The 14220-nt window shown below is 63.9% G+C and carries 14 protein-coding genes; 8 read left to right on the top strand and 6 right to left on the bottom strand.

Annotation, left to right across the window (positions count from 1 at the left end):
• Nucleotides 1-102: 102 nt before the first annotated feature.
• Nucleotides 103-1590 carry a HAMP domain-containing sensor histidine kinase gene (locus FJ964_RS18120; RefSeq protein WP_140551653.1) on the bottom strand — a complete coding sequence of 496 codons (1488 nt, stop codon included), beginning with the start codon at nt 1588-1590 and terminating at the stop codon, nt 103-105.
• Between the two features lie 291 nt (nt 1591-1881).
• Between FJ964_RS18120 and rpmH the strand changes: the two genes are divergently transcribed.
• From rpmH to yidC, 3 genes are read left to right on the top strand one after another with little or no spacing between them, the layout of a single operon-like run.
• Nucleotides 1882-2016 carry a 50S ribosomal protein L34 gene (gene rpmH / locus FJ964_RS18110; RefSeq protein ID WP_008833937.1) on the top strand — a complete coding sequence of 45 codons (135 nt, stop codon included), beginning with the start codon at nt 1882-1884 and terminating at the stop codon, nt 2014-2016.
• 14 nt (nt 2017-2030) lie between these two features.
• Nucleotides 2031-2384: a ribonuclease P protein component gene (rnpA, locus tag FJ964_RS18105; RefSeq protein WP_140514294.1), complete on the top strand. Its 354-nt coding sequence runs from the start codon at nt 2031-2033 to the stop codon at nt 2382-2384.
• 14 nt (nt 2385-2398) lie between these two features.
• The gene (gene yidC / locus FJ964_RS18100; protein WP_140551651.1) at nt 2399-4219 is read left to right on the top strand and encodes a membrane protein insertase YidC; all 1821 of its coding nucleotides are present in this window, start codon (nt 2399-2401) and stop codon (nt 4217-4219) included.
• A 299-nt stretch (nt 4220-4518) separates the two neighbouring features.
• On the opposite strand, the gene FJ964_RS18095 is transcribed toward yidC, so the two are convergent.
• From FJ964_RS18095 to FJ964_RS18085, 3 genes are read right to left on the bottom strand one after another with little or no spacing between them, the layout of a single operon-like run.
• On the bottom strand, nt 4519-6057 hold the full coding sequence (locus FJ964_RS18095; RefSeq protein ID WP_140551650.1) for a DHA2 family efflux MFS transporter permease subunit: 1539 nt from the start codon (nt 6055-6057) through the stop codon (nt 4519-4521).
• Nucleotides 6054-7343 (bottom strand): HlyD family secretion protein, encoded by a 1290-nt coding sequence (locus tag FJ964_RS18090; RefSeq protein WP_140551649.1) that lies wholly within the window; start codon nt 7341-7343, stop codon nt 6054-6056. The genes FJ964_RS18095 and FJ964_RS18090 overlap by 4 nt, the downstream gene beginning before the upstream one ends.
• Nucleotides 7336-7800: a MarR family transcriptional regulator gene (locus tag FJ964_RS18085; protein ID WP_140551648.1), complete on the bottom strand. Its 465-nt coding sequence runs from the start codon at nt 7798-7800 to the stop codon at nt 7336-7338. Before FJ964_RS18085 ends, FJ964_RS18090 begins: the two co-directional genes overlap by 8 nt.
• 176 nt (nt 7801-7976) lie before the next feature.
• On the opposite strand from FJ964_RS18085, the gene FJ964_RS18080 reads away from it, so the two are divergent.
• The 3 genes from FJ964_RS18080 (at nt 7977) to yihA (ending at nt 9709) form a co-directional block, all read left to right on the top strand.
• Nucleotides 7977-8291, top strand: coding sequence for a hypothetical protein (locus FJ964_RS18080; RefSeq protein WP_140551647.1), 315 nt, complete (start codon nt 7977-7979; stop codon nt 8289-8291).
• Between the two features lie 123 nt (nt 8292-8414).
• Nucleotides 8415-9053, top strand: coding sequence for a CatB-related O-acetyltransferase (locus tag FJ964_RS18075; RefSeq protein WP_140551646.1), 639 nt, complete (start codon nt 8415-8417; stop codon nt 9051-9053).
• A complete protein-coding gene (gene yihA, locus FJ964_RS18070) occupies nt 9050-9709 on the top strand; it encodes a ribosome biogenesis GTP-binding protein YihA/YsxC (protein ID WP_140551645.1) in 660 nt (219 codons plus the stop codon). Before FJ964_RS18075 ends, yihA begins: the two co-directional genes overlap by 4 nt.
• Before the next feature lie 17 nt (nt 9710-9726).
• Here the strand turns inward: yihA and FJ964_RS18065 are convergent, their stop codons facing one another.
• Nucleotides 9727-10461, bottom strand: a complete 735-nt coding sequence (locus tag FJ964_RS18065; protein ID WP_140551644.1) for a TetR/AcrR family transcriptional regulator — start codon at nt 10459-10461, stop codon at nt 9727-9729.
• Nucleotides 10462-10589: 128 nt separating this feature from the next.
• Here FJ964_RS18065 and FJ964_RS18060 point away from each other — a divergent pair, with 128 nt between their 5' ends.
• Together FJ964_RS18060 and FJ964_RS18055 are read left to right on the top strand one after the other, a co-directional pair.
• Nucleotides 10590-11774: an HlyD family secretion protein gene (locus FJ964_RS18060; RefSeq protein WP_140551643.1), complete on the top strand. Its 1185-nt coding sequence runs from the start codon at nt 10590-10592 to the stop codon at nt 11772-11774.
• A 22-nt stretch (nt 11775-11796) separates the two neighbouring features.
• The gene (locus FJ964_RS18055; RefSeq protein WP_140551642.1) at nt 11797-13389 is read left to right on the top strand and encodes a DHA2 family efflux MFS transporter permease subunit; all 1593 of its coding nucleotides are present in this window, start codon (nt 11797-11799) and stop codon (nt 13387-13389) included.
• A 168-nt stretch (nt 13390-13557) separates the two neighbouring features.
• Here the strand turns inward: FJ964_RS18055 and msrB are convergent, their stop codons facing one another.
• A complete protein-coding gene (gene msrB / locus FJ964_RS18050; protein WP_140551641.1) occupies nt 13558-14061 on the bottom strand; it encodes a peptide-methionine (R)-S-oxide reductase MsrB in 504 nt (167 codons plus the stop codon).
• Nucleotides 14062-14220 lie beyond the last annotated feature (159 nt).

Genomic DNA, 14220 nt, shown 5'->3' with positions numbered 1-14220 from the left:
CGCGTCATCCGGTGAATCCGGCCGGAAATCCGGATTGTTCGAAGCGGCATTCAGGTCAAAGCGGGCCGGACCGGTCTGCTGGGCGAAACAGCGCCCGGGCCTTCAGGCCGGGCGGCGCAGCCCGTTGCGGGCCTGGTCGAGCCGCACCGGCTGGTCGGGAATGGTGACGGCGAAGGTGGTGCGCCCGCCAATCGATTCGACCAGCTCCACCGTGCCGCCATGCGCGCGGATCAGTTCATGCGCGATCGCCAAGCCAAGCCCGGTGCCGCCGCTGCGCGCAGAGCCGCGGAACGCCGCGAACAGGTTCTCGCGCGCCTTAGGCGGCAGGCCGGGACCGGTGTCGGTGACGACGATGCGGCTGACGCTGCCCATGCGCTCGGCCGAAACCGCCAGCCGGCGCACCACGGCGCTTTCCGTGTCCGCCGCCATCGCCTGCACGGCGTTGCGGCACAGATTGGTGAGCACGCGGAACAGCTGGTCGGAATCGGCATCCACCTCGAACGCCTTCTCGACCGCGTTGATGAACTCGATGCCTTCCTCGATGTCGAGCAGGCCGTGCACGTCCTCGACCAGCTGGCGCAGCCGCACGCGCCGGCGCGAAGGCGGCGGCTCCTGCGTGCGGCCATAATGAAGCACGCCTTCCGAGTAGGAGACCGCGCGGTCGAGCGCACGCAGGAGCTTCGGTGCGAAGGCCTGCACGGTCGGATCCTTGACCTGGCGCAGGCGGTCTGAAATGAGCTGCGCCGAGGCCAGGATGTTGCGCATGTCGTGGTTGATCTTCGACACGGCGAGGCCGAGATCGGCCAGGTGCTTCTGCTCGGTCAGCATCTTCTGCAGCCGCTCCTGCATCTGCGATAGCTCGCGCTCGGCCACCCCGATCTCGTCGGCGCGTGCGGCGGGATGAATGATCCGGCTGGGATCGTCGGGGGCCTGCGAGAAGGACAGCATGGAGCGCGTCATGTTGCGGATCGGGCCGATCATGATCAGGTCGATCGCGGCATAGACCAGCATCGCCGTGAACAGCGAGATCAGCAGCGAGACGAAGGCGACGTTGCGCGAATAGATGAGCATGGCCTTGCGCAGGCTGTAGTCCGGCATGATCAGCTCGAACTCCTTGTCGCTGTCGCCGACCGGCCCGAAGACGCGCAGCATCCGGTTGCCGCCGAAAAACAGCGTGTCGAGCGCGCCGGTCATGCCCTTGACCATGCCGACGCTGGCGAGGTCGATGTGCTCATCGACCTGCGGCGGCATGTCGGCCACCACAAGCAGCCGCGACACGCCGCCGTCGCGCACCGCGATCGCCTTGGCGCCGATCGCCATGAGCACGTCGTTCTGCGCCGTGCGCGACAGCGAGGTCGGTTCGCCCTGCACCAGCACGATCGATACGGCCGCGGCGGTGCTCAGCCGCTCCTTGAGCCAGGCCAGCCGGTAGCTGGCGATCCAGGGCAGGAAGATGAGCACCTCGGCCAAAAGCACGAAAACGATGGTCAACAGCAGCAGTTTCGTCGACAGGCCGCGCGACAAGGGGACGCTGCGGACGGCGGCTGGCGCTGGTCCTGTCCCTTCCTCGGCGTGCGTGGTTTCGCTCATGCGGTCCTGTCTTCACAATCGCTTGATCAGCCCAGATTAGGCGATTGCGGCTTTTTTGCCAATTTGCTCCTTGGTCGGAGAGATATAATTGCCGCCGAAGGTGCTCCTCCCGGGCCCGGCGGCACCGGCCCCGGCACCGGATTGACTTCCAAAACCCTTCTTTCTATAAGCCCGCTCACGCTCGGGCCATTCGTCCCGGCGCGGTTTCGATCGCGCCAAAGCCGGCCCGGCAAAGCTCCTGTTACAGAGTGACAGAATCAAGAAGGGCCGCACCCCGCGGTATTAAAACAAATGAAGCGTACCTACCAACCGTCCAAACTCGTCCGCAAACGCCGGCACGGTTTCCGTGCCCGCATGGCCACCAAGGGTGGTCGCGGCGTCGTCGCAGCTCGCCGCAACCGCGGCCGCAAGCGGCTCAGCGCCTGAGCGAGACAAGATCGTTGCCCGCAACCGGCAAGCCAGTGGGACAAAATCCCAAGCGGCTTCTGAAACGCGCGGAATTCCTGGCCGTCCGCCGTGGTGAAAAACGCCGCGGGCGGTTTTTCCTCGTCGAGGTCCTCGACCGCGGCGATGGCGGAGCGCCGCGCGTCGGCTACACCGTCACCAAGAAGGTCGGCAACGCGGTCGTGCGCAACCGCGTCAGGCGGCGGCTGAAAGAGGCCGTGCGCACCCATGCGGCCGATGACATGATGCCCGGCAATGATTATGTCATCGTCGGGCGCGATGATGCGCTCCGCGCCCCGTTCGGCCAGTTGAAAGCCGAACTCTCCCGCCGACTTCGCGGAACACGATAGGCCAAGGGCTCTCGATGGAAAACAACCGGAACTTCTTCATCACCATCGCGCTGTCGGTGCTGATCCTGACCCTGTGGCAGGTTTTCTACATGAACCCGCGCGTCGAGCAGCAGCGCGAGGCGGCGCGCGTCGAGCAGCAGCGCGTGGAAGAGCAGAAGAAGGCGGCAGAGACAGCCAATCCGGGCGCGGCAACGCCAGCGCCGGCCGGCACCGCTCCCGGTGCCATCCCCAACGCGCCCGGCGGCGACACCGTCACCGCGGCCAGTCGCGACCAGGCGCTGGCGGCTTCGAAGCGCGTCAAGATCGATACGCCGAGCCTGGAAGGCTCGATCAACCTGACCGGCGCCCGTCTCGACGATCTCAAGCTCAAGCACTACACCGAAACCGTCGACAAGAATTCGCCCAAGATCGAACTGCTCAACCCTTCGGAGCTGCCCACCGGCTACTTCGCCGAGATCGGCTTCGTCGGCAACGACAGGACGGGCACGGTACCGGGCGCGGATACGGTGTGGAACGTCGAAGGCAATCCGACGCTGACCCCGTCGACGCCGGTGACGCTGACTTACACCAATGACAAGGGGCTGACCTTCAAGCGCACCTTCTCTGTGGACAGCGACTACATGTTCACCGTTTCCGACGAGGTGCGCAACTCGGGTTCGGCCCCGGTTACGCTGTCGAATTACGGCCGCGTCACCCGCTACGACAAGCCGGCAGTCGCCAGCACCTACGTGCTGCATGAAGGCCTGATTGGCTTCACCGGTGCGGAAGGCCTGCAGGAACACAAATACGCGTCCATAGAGAAGGACAAGGAAGTCAAGCCGGGCAAGGCGACCGACGGCTGGCTTGGCATCACCGACAAATACTGGGCGGTGACGGTGGTTCCGAGCGAGAAGCAGCCGTTCCAGCCGCGCTTCGGCTATTTCGTGGACGGCCGCCACCGCTACCAGTCCGACTTCCTCACCGACCCGATCAATGTCGAGGCCGGCCAGTCGGCTACCGTCGAGACCGAGGTCTTCGCCGGCGCCAAGGAAGTGGCCAAGATCAATGCCTATGCCGAAGACCGGCACATCAAGCGGTTCGACCTGCTGATCGACTGGGGCTGGTTCCACTTCATCACCAAGCCGATGTTCTGGCTCATCGACACGCTCTACAAATTCCTCGGCAATTTCGGCCTGGCGATCCTCGCCACCACCGTCATCGTCAAGGCCATCTTCTTCCCGCTCGCCAACAAGTCCTACGCGTCGATGGCGAACATGAAGAAGGTGCAGCCCAAGATGCTCGAGATCCGCGAGAAATACGCGGACGACAAGATGAAGCAGCAACAGGCGATGATGGAGCTGTACAAGACCGAGAAGATCAATCCGCTCGCCGGCTGCTGGCCGGTGGCATTGCAGATACCGGTCTTCTTCTCGCTCTACAAGGTGCTCTACATCACCATCGAGATGCGCCATGCGCCGTTCTTCGGCTGGATCCAGGATCTGGCCGCGCCCGATCCGACGTCGATCTTCAACCTGTTCGGCCTCGTTCCGATCACGCTTCCGCACATGCTGATGATCGGCGTCTGGCCGCTGATCATGGGCGTCACCATGTTCCTGCAGATGCGCATGAACCCGACGCCGCCGGATCCGACGCAGGCCGCGATCTTCACCTGGATGCCCGTCATCTTCACCTTCATGATGGCTGGTTTCCCGGCAGGCCTGGTCATCTACTGGGCCTGGAACAACACGCTGTCGATCCTCCAGCAAGGCGTGATCATGAAGCGCCAGGGCGCCAAGATCGAACTGTGGGACAATCTGCTGGCGCTGTTCCGCAAGAAACCCTCGCCGGCGGAATAAAAGGCGCCGGCTCCGGATTTCGAAAAAACCCCGGCTCGTCCGGGGTTTTTTGTTCGGACAGAGGTCTTGGCCGGGCATCGATCGCCAGTTTTTCTCAAGCCCAACGCCGCGACGGCTTCGGCGCAGCGACGCTGGTGTCTGGCAGGCCTCCGGCAAACCGGGTTCCGCGCCGCTTCGCGGGATACTGGTCCATTCGAGCAATGAAATGGCGGCAGGGCAGACCAGCCGTGGTGCGGCCCCGTTTTTCCGCAGAGCCGCTGCGGTTTGCGCTCGATCGTGACCCGATCGCGCTCGAGCGATCACTCCATGACGGCGCTGTGATCGATCTTGGCCGGCGTTGCCGGCTTGCGCAGCAGGAGCACCAGCGGGATGGCGGCCAGCGACAGGATCATCATCAGCTTGAAATCATTCATGTAGCCGATGATGGTCGCCTGCAGCGTCACCACGCCGTCGAGCGCGGCGCGGCCGGCGGCCGTGTACGGGTTCATCGCTTGGGCGATCGCCGGATCGCTGAACGCCTGGTTGAAGGGCGTCACATAGGTGGCGATGTTGGCGTGGTTGATCTGGACGTTCTGCGTCAGCAGCGCGGTGACGACGGATATGCCGACGCTGGAGCCGATGTTTCGCGACAGATTGTAGAGGCCGGTGCCTTCCGCGCGCCGCTCCGGCGCCAGCGTGGCGAAGGTGATGGTGGTCAGCGGCACGAACAGGAAGCCGAGTCCCGCACCCTGGATGAAGCCGGTGCTGATGATCGTCCATTGCGAGACGTCAGGCGTCCAGCCGGTCATGTCGTACATCGCCCAGGCGGTGACCAGCAGGCCGGTCAACAGCAGCCAGCGTGTATCGACCTTGCCGACCAGCCTGCCGACCAGGAACATGCAGGCCATGGTGCCGAGGCCGCGCGGCCCCATGACGATGCCGGCCGTCACCACGGGATAGCCCATCAGCGTCTGCAGATAGGGCGTCATCAGGGCCAGCGAGGCCAGGTAGGTGATGCCGATGATGAAAATGAAGACCATGCCGACGGCGAAATTCCTGTCCAGGAAGAGCCTGGGGTTCACGAAGCTGCTGCGGGCGGTGAAGGTGTGGACGAGGAAGATGTAGAAGGCCGAGGCGCAGATCAACGCTTCGACGATGATCTCGGAGGAGGAGAACCAGTTGAGCTGCTCGCCGCGGTCGAGGAACATCTGGAGCGCCGCGATGGTGATGCTGAGCATGCCGAAGCCCAGCCAGTCCAGCCTCGCCTTGAGATCCGTTTTCGTCTCCTGGACGAACATGGACACGCCGGCGAAGGCCAGGGCGCCGATCGGCACGTTGATGTAGAACACCCAGCGCCAGCTGACGTTCTCGGTCAGCCAGCCGCCGATGACCGGCCCGAGCACCGGCCCGACCATCACCGATACGCCGAACAGTGCCATGGCCGAGCCGCGCTCTTCCACACTATAGATATCGAGCAGGATGCTCTGTGACAGCGGCACCAGCGCCGCGCCGAAAAGGCCCTGCAGCAGGCGGAAGCCGACGATCTGCGGCAGCGACTGCGCGAAGCCGCAAAGCACCGAGGCAACCACGAAGCCGGTGATGGAGATCAGGAGGATGCGTTTGCGGCCGAACCGGTTGGCAAGGTAGCCCGAAGGCGGCGTCATCACGGCAGCCGCGACGATATAAGAGGTGAGCACCCAATTGATCTGGTCGGCGCTCGCCGAAACGCTCCCCTGGATATAGGGCAGCGCCACATTGGCGATGGTGGTGTCCAGCGCCTGCATGATGACCGCCAGGATCACGCAGGCGGTGATGGCGCCGCGATTGGCGACCACCGGCGTGGCGCCTGCCGCGGTCATGATTTCTGCTCGGCCCGGTGGATGAGGTTGGTGACGAAGTCGGGCAGGCCGCGCGCATGACCGGTGTCGACGTCGACAACCACGCTCATCCCGCCCCTGAGCGGCGGCTTGCCCTGCGGATCATCGATCGTGACCCGCATCGGGATGCGCTGCACGACCTTGACCCAGTTGCCCGTGGTGTTCTGCGCCGGCAGCAGCGAGAAGCTCGACGACGATGCGGGGCTGATCGAGGCGATGGTCCCGTGCCAGACGGCGCCAGGATAGGTGTCGACGCTGATCGTCGCCGTCTGTCCTGGCCTGACATAGGTCAGTTCGGTTTCCTTGGGCTCCGCCGCGATCCACAGATCGGTCGCCGAGACCAGACTGAACGCCGGCTGCGAAGCGGGCAGGTACTTGCCGATCTGCAGCGCGTCGACATTGGTGACGATGCCGTCAAACGGCGCTTTGACTATGGAATCGGCGAGATTGCGCTGGGCGTCGTCCACTGCCGACCGGGCCTGCAGGTAGAACGGGTTCTTCTCGACCGGCTGGTTGGCGTCGCCGCCAAGCTGGGCAAGTGTGGCTTGTGCCTGCGCCTTGGCGACGGACACTTTCTGGCGGGCGGCGATGAGGTCGTGCTGGGCGCTGTCGAACGTCGCCTTGGAGGCGGTGGAGGTCTTGAGCAGATCCTGCTGGCGCTGGAAAGCGGCCTCGTAATAGGGGATGTCGGCCTCGGCCTGCTCGATCTGCGCCAGCGACTGCCGATAGCTCGCTTGCAACGTCAGCACCTGGTTGCGCACGGTCCCGAGCTGGGCCTGGGCGGCGGCCAGCGCGGTTTCGAATGAGGCGGGCCGCAGGCGAAACAGCACCTGGCCCTTCTTCACCACCTCGTTCTCGTGGACGTCTATCTCCTGCACCGTGCCGGAGACGTCGGTGGAAACGCCGAGCGACTGGGCCTGGATATAGGCATTGTCGGTCGTCATGGTCTGGCCGCCGACGACGTAATAATAGCCGCCGACCGCCAGCGCCGCGGGGAGCAGGGCAAACAGGACCGGCCGCGTCAGGCTGCGCCTGGGCTTGGCCGGCGCCGCAGGTGCCGCGGCGACCTTGGCCGCCTGCGGCTCCCTGGACGGAGCCTCGAGTGCCGCTGGCTCCAGAGCGACCGGCGTTTCCAGCTCGTCATTGTCGATGACGGTATTGGCCCGCCTCTGCTCGCGCTCGCTGTCCAGCCGGATGATCTGGTCTGTGGTCCGCCCCGCGGAAGGCTCTGCTTCGGCGGGTTTCTTGGGTGAGGTTGGTTCAGCCATGTAGTTTCTCCCGGTCGACGGCTGGCTGGGTGCAAGCCACGAGCAGATTGGGTTTGATCAAGCAGAGGGTTTGCAGCAGTTGCTGCTGTGTTTCAGGGGGAAGGCCGGCGAAGGCCTCATTGCGTGTTTTCTGGCCGTTGCTGCGCATCACTTCGATCAGCGGGCGGGCCTGCGGGGTCAGATACAGCAGCCAGGCCCTGCGGTCGGAGGGATTGGGCCTGCGTTCGATGAAGCCGCGCGCTTCCATCTTGTCGAGCAGCCGGGCAAGCGTGATCGGCACGATCTCGATGAGGTCGGCGAGTTTGTTCTGGTGAATGCCTTCATGCAGCGAAAGAAAAGCCAGGACCTGCCACTGGGCCCGGGTCAGTCCTGACGTCCGCGAACGCTGCTCGAACCGTTTTCTGAGCAGGCGCGCGACATCGTGCAGCACGAAGCTGACATTGGGCGAGGAGGGCATGGGAGGAGATCGGGGTCGGCGAGCAACTTTTCGTGAGCATGCTTATTATCATCATGCACATAATCCTGCTGGACGCTTTGCGCAAGACCGAGTAAGCTCCGGCCTGGAAAAATCGCATGGGCCACGGCTTGAAAAGGCCGCCTGCGATCTTGAATTCGCCGGCAAGGATTTCGACGATGAATTGGATCAGGATCGCGGCGGTCACGGCTCTCTTGGGGTATCCGGGCGCGGCGACTGCAAAGGAGGCGGTCAGCTGCGGCGGCGCTGCCATGCTGGGCGGAGCGCAGCTCAATTGCAGCCATGTCGAGGCCGAGGCGCCGCCCCAGTTCTGCACCTATAGCTGGGCTCTGCACACGCCGGCCGGCGACCAGAAGATCGTGGAAGGCAGTTTCGCGCTGCCGCCCCGAGCTTCGAACGTCACTATCTACCAGGGCAGCGGCTTCGACAGCGCACTGTCCAATCCGATCGTGATCTGCCGCGGCAGCAATTGAGCCCGGCAGTTCGCGAAGGCTCGCGCATCCGCCGTTTGGTGCTATAGGCGGATCACGCTATTTTGACCGGGCGCATGCGAAGCTCAACGTCGCCGCATCGGCCAATCCTTGACGGACCTCGACATGACCGGACCCAATCCCGACATCAAGCACCCGATCCCGATGCACACGCGCGTCGGCTTCCTCAAGGCGCTGGTGAGCGCGCCCAACATCGAGATCGGCGACTTCACCTATTATGACGATCCGGAAGGGCCGGACAAATTCGCCGAAAGATGCGTGCTGCACCACTATTCCTTCATCGGCGACAGGCTGATCATCGGCAAGTTCTGCGCCATCGCCGAAGGTGCCCGCTTCATCATGAACGGCGCCAACCACGCCATGTCCGGTTTTTCGACCTATCCGTTCAACATTTTCGGCCATGGCTGGGAAAAGGGTTTCGACCCCGTCACATGGTCGAAGGAGGTGCGCGGCGACACGGTGGTCGGCAACGACGTCTGGATCGGCATGGAGGCGGTGATCCTGCCGGGGGTGCAAATCGGACATGGCGCCATTGTCGCGGCGAAGTCCGTGGTCACGCACGACGTGCGGCCCTATACCATCGTCGCCGGCAACGCGGCCAAGGTCGTCAAGATGCGTTTCGACGACAGGACGATCCGGCGGCTGCTGACGGTGGCATGGTGGGATTTGCCGGTGGACAAGATCAGCCGCAACCTCGATGCCATCAGGGGCGCCGATATTTCTCTTCTGGAGACAGCAGCTTGAACGCTCAATACAGCACCACGATCGGCACCGACCTGTTTACCCGCGGATGGATCTTCATCCGCGGTGTGCCCGCCATGAAGTTCCTGCCGCCGGAAGGGCCGCCGGAAATCGCCTTTGCCGGCCGTTCCAACGTCGGCAAGTCGTCACTGATCAATGCTCTGGTCAACCAGAAGGGCCTGGCGCGCACCTCCAACACGCCGGGGCGCACGCAGGAACTCAATTATTTCGTGCCGGACGGATTTTCGGGGGAGGGCGCCGACCTGCCGCCAATGGCGCTGGTCGACATGCCGGGCTACGGCTATGCCACCGCGCCCAAGGAAAAGGTAGACGATTGGACGAAGCTGGTCTTCGACTATCTCAAGGGCCGCGTCACGCTGAAGCGGGTCTATGTGCTGATCGACGCCCGCCACGGCATCAAGGCCAAGGACGACGAGGTGCTGTCGCTGCTCGACAAGGCGGCGGTTTCGTACCAGATCGTGCTGACCAAGACCGACAAGATCAAGGCTGCCGGCGTGCCGCGGCTGATTGAGGAGACGCTTGCCAAGATCAAGAAGCGACCGGCGGCATTTCCTTTCGTGCTGGCGACGTCATCGGAAAAGGCCGAGGGCCTGGAGGAGCTGCGCGCCGCGATCGTTCTCGCGGCCAATGGCGGTTAGCGGCACAAAAAGCCGGGTTAAGCCTTCGCCTCCAGGGCGATCATCTTGTGGCTTTCCTCCGCGGCAAGCATTTCGGTGCCATAGGCCTTCAGGAACATGTCGACGCCCGACCTGACGATATGGTCGATTTCGTCCTGGTTCGGAGCCTTGGCGCGATAGGCGAAGATGCACTGCCGGAAAAGACCGGCCAGGCACAGTTCGGTGAACTGATAGGCGGCAAGGTCGACATCGTCGATCTTGAGCAGGCCACGGTCGATGGCGGCATTGAGGAAGGTCACGACCTTGTCGTGGCCGCGTTTGGGGCCGCGTTCGTAAAACCGCGCGCCCATGTCGGGTATCCTGTCGGAGGCGCCGATCACCGTGCGCTGGGCCTGGATGACCTTGGCCGAGGTGATCTTCATGGACAGGACCTTGCCGAATTTCACCAACGTCTCGCGCAGGTCGTCGGCACGGTCGAGCACGTCATACATGTTCTTGAAGATAGTGCCGCGCTCTTCCTCGATCAGCGCTTCGAACAGCTCTTCCTTGTTGGCGAAGTAGACATAGATCGTGCCTTTCGACACGCCGGCTTCCCGCGTGATGTCGTTCATCGAGGCCGCCTCGAAGCCCTTGTCGATAAAGACCCGGCGGGCGCCATCGATGATCTGGCTGCGCTTGACCGGATCCTGTCCGGCTGCCGGGCGGCCGCGGCGCAAGCTGTCCAGCAGGTCGCCGCAATTGTCGTTTTCGACTTCGGGCGTTGTGTCGGCCATTAAAGTCACACCTCGAAAATAATTCGAACCAAGCGGTTCGATTGCCTCTTGATATGGTCCTCTTTAGGCGCTATGTCAACGCCCGGATCGAACCGAACGGTTCAGTATTATAACATGAGAGAGATGTCATGTCCTCGAACGCGCCGTCCACCGCCGAAGTCCGTCCTTTCCCCAACGCCAAGGTTGCTCCGGCGACGGAAGCACCGGAAGTTCCCGTCCAGCCAGTCGCCGCGCCGCCTCTGGCGGAAACTCCGCCGAAGAAGAAGCGTTCCGTGCGCTCTTTCCTGCTGCCGATCATCGGCGTCGCCTTGCTCGGGGCCGGCGCCTGGTACGGCTACGATTACTGGACCACCGGCCGTTTCATGATTTCGACCGACGACGCCTATGTCCAGGCCGACATGGCTTTCATTTCGCCCAAGATCTCCGGCTATGTCGATCAGGTCAAGGTCAGCGAGAACCAGCAGGTCAAGGCCGGCGATCCGCTGCTGACGGTCGATGACGGCGACTACAAAATAGCGGTCGCCCAGGCCGAGGCGCAGATCGCCACGCTGGCCAGGACGCTCGATCGCATCGATGCGCAGACCAAGGCGGCGCAGGCCTCCTTGCAGCAGGCGCAGGCCGCCAAGACCGCCGATCAGGCCGCGGCGGCCAATGCCGCGCGCGCCCAGCAGCGTGCCGCGCAACTGCTCAAGACCCATGTCGGCACCCAGGCGCAACTCGACGACGCCCAGACGGCGCTCGACCAGGCCAACGCCGCTCTCGTCGGCGCCGACGCGCAGATCGCCGCGGCACAGGCCAATATCGGCGTGCTGGAGGCGCAGCGTGCTGAATCGGCAAGCACGCTGGCATCCTTGCAGCTCAGCCGCGACAAGGCCGCGCGGGACCTTTCCTTCACTGTGCTCAAGGCGCCCTATGACGGCGTCGTCGGCAACCGTTCCGTCGAGCAGGGCGACCTCGTCAACCCCGGCCAGAAGCTCGCCGTCATCGTGCCGATGAACAAACTTTATGTCGTCGCCAACTTCAAGGAGACCCAACTTGCCCGGCTGGTGCCCGGCGAAAAGGTCAGGATCTCGGTCGATGCCATCGACGGCGAGCCCATCGAGGGCACTGTCTCCTCGCTGGCGCCGGCCTCGGGTGCGGTGTTCTCGCTGCTGCCGCCGGAAAACGCCACCGGCAACTTCACCAAGGTGGTGCAGCGCGTCCCGGTCCGCATCGACGTGCCGGCCGATGCCCTGAAGAGCGGCAGGCTGCGCGCCGGCTTGAGCGTCGTTGTCGCCGTCGACAGCCGCACCGCGCCGGCCGCGACCAACTGAGCGCGCTCCGGGGAGCAACGCCATGGCTACCGCAACCCTGACCGCAGGAGCGCCGCCGGCGAGGCCGGCTGTGCCTGACACCATCTCGACGCGGCGCGTCATAGCCTTCCTGGCGATGGTGTTCGGCATGTTCATGGCCATCCTGGACATCCAGATCGTCTCGGCCTCGCTGGCTGAGATCCAGGCCGGCCTGAGCGCCAGTTCCGACGAGATCCCCTGGGTGCAGACGGCCTATCTGATCGCCGAGGTGGTCATGATCCCGCTGTCCGGCTTTCTCAGCCGGATGCTGTCGACGCGCATTCTGTTCACAATTTCGGCGGCGGGTTTTACCGCCGCCAGCGCGCTCGCCGCGACCGCCACCAACATCGACCAGATGATCGTCTATCGCGCCATCCAGGGCTTTATCGGCGGCGGCATGATCCCCAGCGTCTTCGCGGCCGCCTTCACCATCTTCCCACCGTCGCGCCGTGCCGTCGTGTCGCCGATGATCGGCCTCGTGGCCACCCTGGCGCCGACAATCGGCCCGACTGTCGGCGGCTATATCAGCCACGCAATGTCCTGGCATTGGCTGTTCCTCGTCAATGTCGTGCCCGGCATATTGGTGACGACGGCGGCCTGGTCGCTGATCGACTTCGACAAGCCCAATCTCAAGCTGTTCTCGAAGTTCGACTGGTGGGGCCTTGCCGGCATGGCGGCGTTCCTCGGCTGCATGGAATATGTGCTCGAGGAAGGCCCGAACAATGATTGGCTGCAGGATCAGGCGGTGTTCATCTGTGCCGTCGTCATGACCTTCGGCGCGGTGCTGTTCTTCTGGCGGGTGTTCACCGCCGAGGAGCCGATCGTCGATCTCAAGGCGTTCAGCAATATCAACTTCGCCTTCGGCTCGCTGTTCTCCTTCGTCATCGGCATCGGCCTCTACGGTCTCACCTATCTCTACCCCGTGTTCCTCGGACGCATCCGCGGCTACGATTCGATGATGATCGGCGAGGCGCTGTTCGTCAGCGGCCTGGCGATGTTCTTCACCGCGCCGGTCTCGGGCATCCTGTCGAACAAGATGGACCCGCGCCTGATGATGATGATCGGCTTCTTCGGCTTTGCCACCGGAACATGGTGGATGACGCACCTGACCGCCGACTGGGATTTCTACGAGCTGCTCATCCCGCAGATCCTGCGCGGCTGTTCGATGATGCTGTGCATGGTGCCGATCAACAACATCGCGCTCGGCACGCTGCCGCCCGAGCGGCTGAAGAATGCATCGGGCCTGTTCAACCTGACCCGCAACCTCGGTGGTGCCGTCGGCCTCGCCCTGATCAACACGGTGCTGATCGACCGCAACGCCTTCCACTATGCAAGGCTCTCCGAGCACGTGCAGTGGGGAAGTGCGGCCGCGCAGCAGAAGCTTCAGAACATGACGCTCAATTTCGAGCAGACCGCCGGCCTGGATGCGGCCAGCGCGGCGATCTCGAAATTGTCGGGCATGGTCCAGCAGCAGGCGGCGCTGCTGTCCTTCATGGATGTGTTCTACATGCTGACGGTGCTGTTCGCGACGCTTGGCCTGTTCACCATGATGATCCGCAAACCGGCGGCCGCCGGCGGTGGTGGCGGCGGGCACTGACACCAGGGCAATACCGGGAGAGACGGTTTGCGTCCGGAATCGCGCTGAAAGCAAGGAAACACGGGCAGCCGTTTCGGGAAGCTCCTCCAGTCCACGCCCGAAATGATTGACCGCTAAAAAACTCCGGGCCGCAAGCCCGGAGTTTTTTCATATCGCGGCCGCATGGTCTCAGGCTGTGGCGGGCTTGAAGCTCAGCGCCACGCCGTTGATGCAGTGACGCAGCCCGGTCGGCGGCGGGCCGTCGTCGAAGACATGGCCCAGATGGCCGCCGCAGCGGCGACAGTGGACTTCGGTGCGAGTCATGCCGAGCGACCGGTCCTCCGTTTTGCCGACGGCATTGGCGATCTCCTGCCAGAAACTCGGCCAGCCGGTGCCGGAATCGAACTTCGTCTCGGAGGAGTAAACCGGCAGGTCGCAGCCGGCGCAGGCGAAGACGCCCTTGCGATGCTCGTTGAGCAGCGGGCTGGTGCCGGGATATTCCGTGCCTTCCTTGCGCAGCACGTCGAAGGCCGCGGGAGACAGGATCGCGCGCCATTCGGCATCGGTCTTGGTAACTTCGAAAGTTTCCGCCGCGCGCGCATCCTGCGACCCGCCCATGCGCAGCAGAGATGCCGTGCCGGCAGCCACGCCGATTGCGGCGGCGCCGCTCAAGAGAAAGTCGCGACGGTTCATGGCCAATCCTCCTGCTGTCTGTTTGCCACATTCAACGTTCGGCTGAAAATCAAAAGCCGTTGAGGACCGAACGTTGCCCGCACCAGGCTCCCGGATGGAGCCACGGGGCGGAGCGGACGCCTGCCGGTCGCGCGAGCCGCGCACCGGCAGGAGAGCCTT

The organism is Mesorhizobium sp. B2-3-2 (assembly GCF_006442295.1).
Lineage (GTDB): Bacteria > Pseudomonadota > Alphaproteobacteria > Rhizobiales > Rhizobiaceae > Mesorhizobium.
This window is presented reverse-complemented; position numbering and strand designations above follow the sequence as displayed.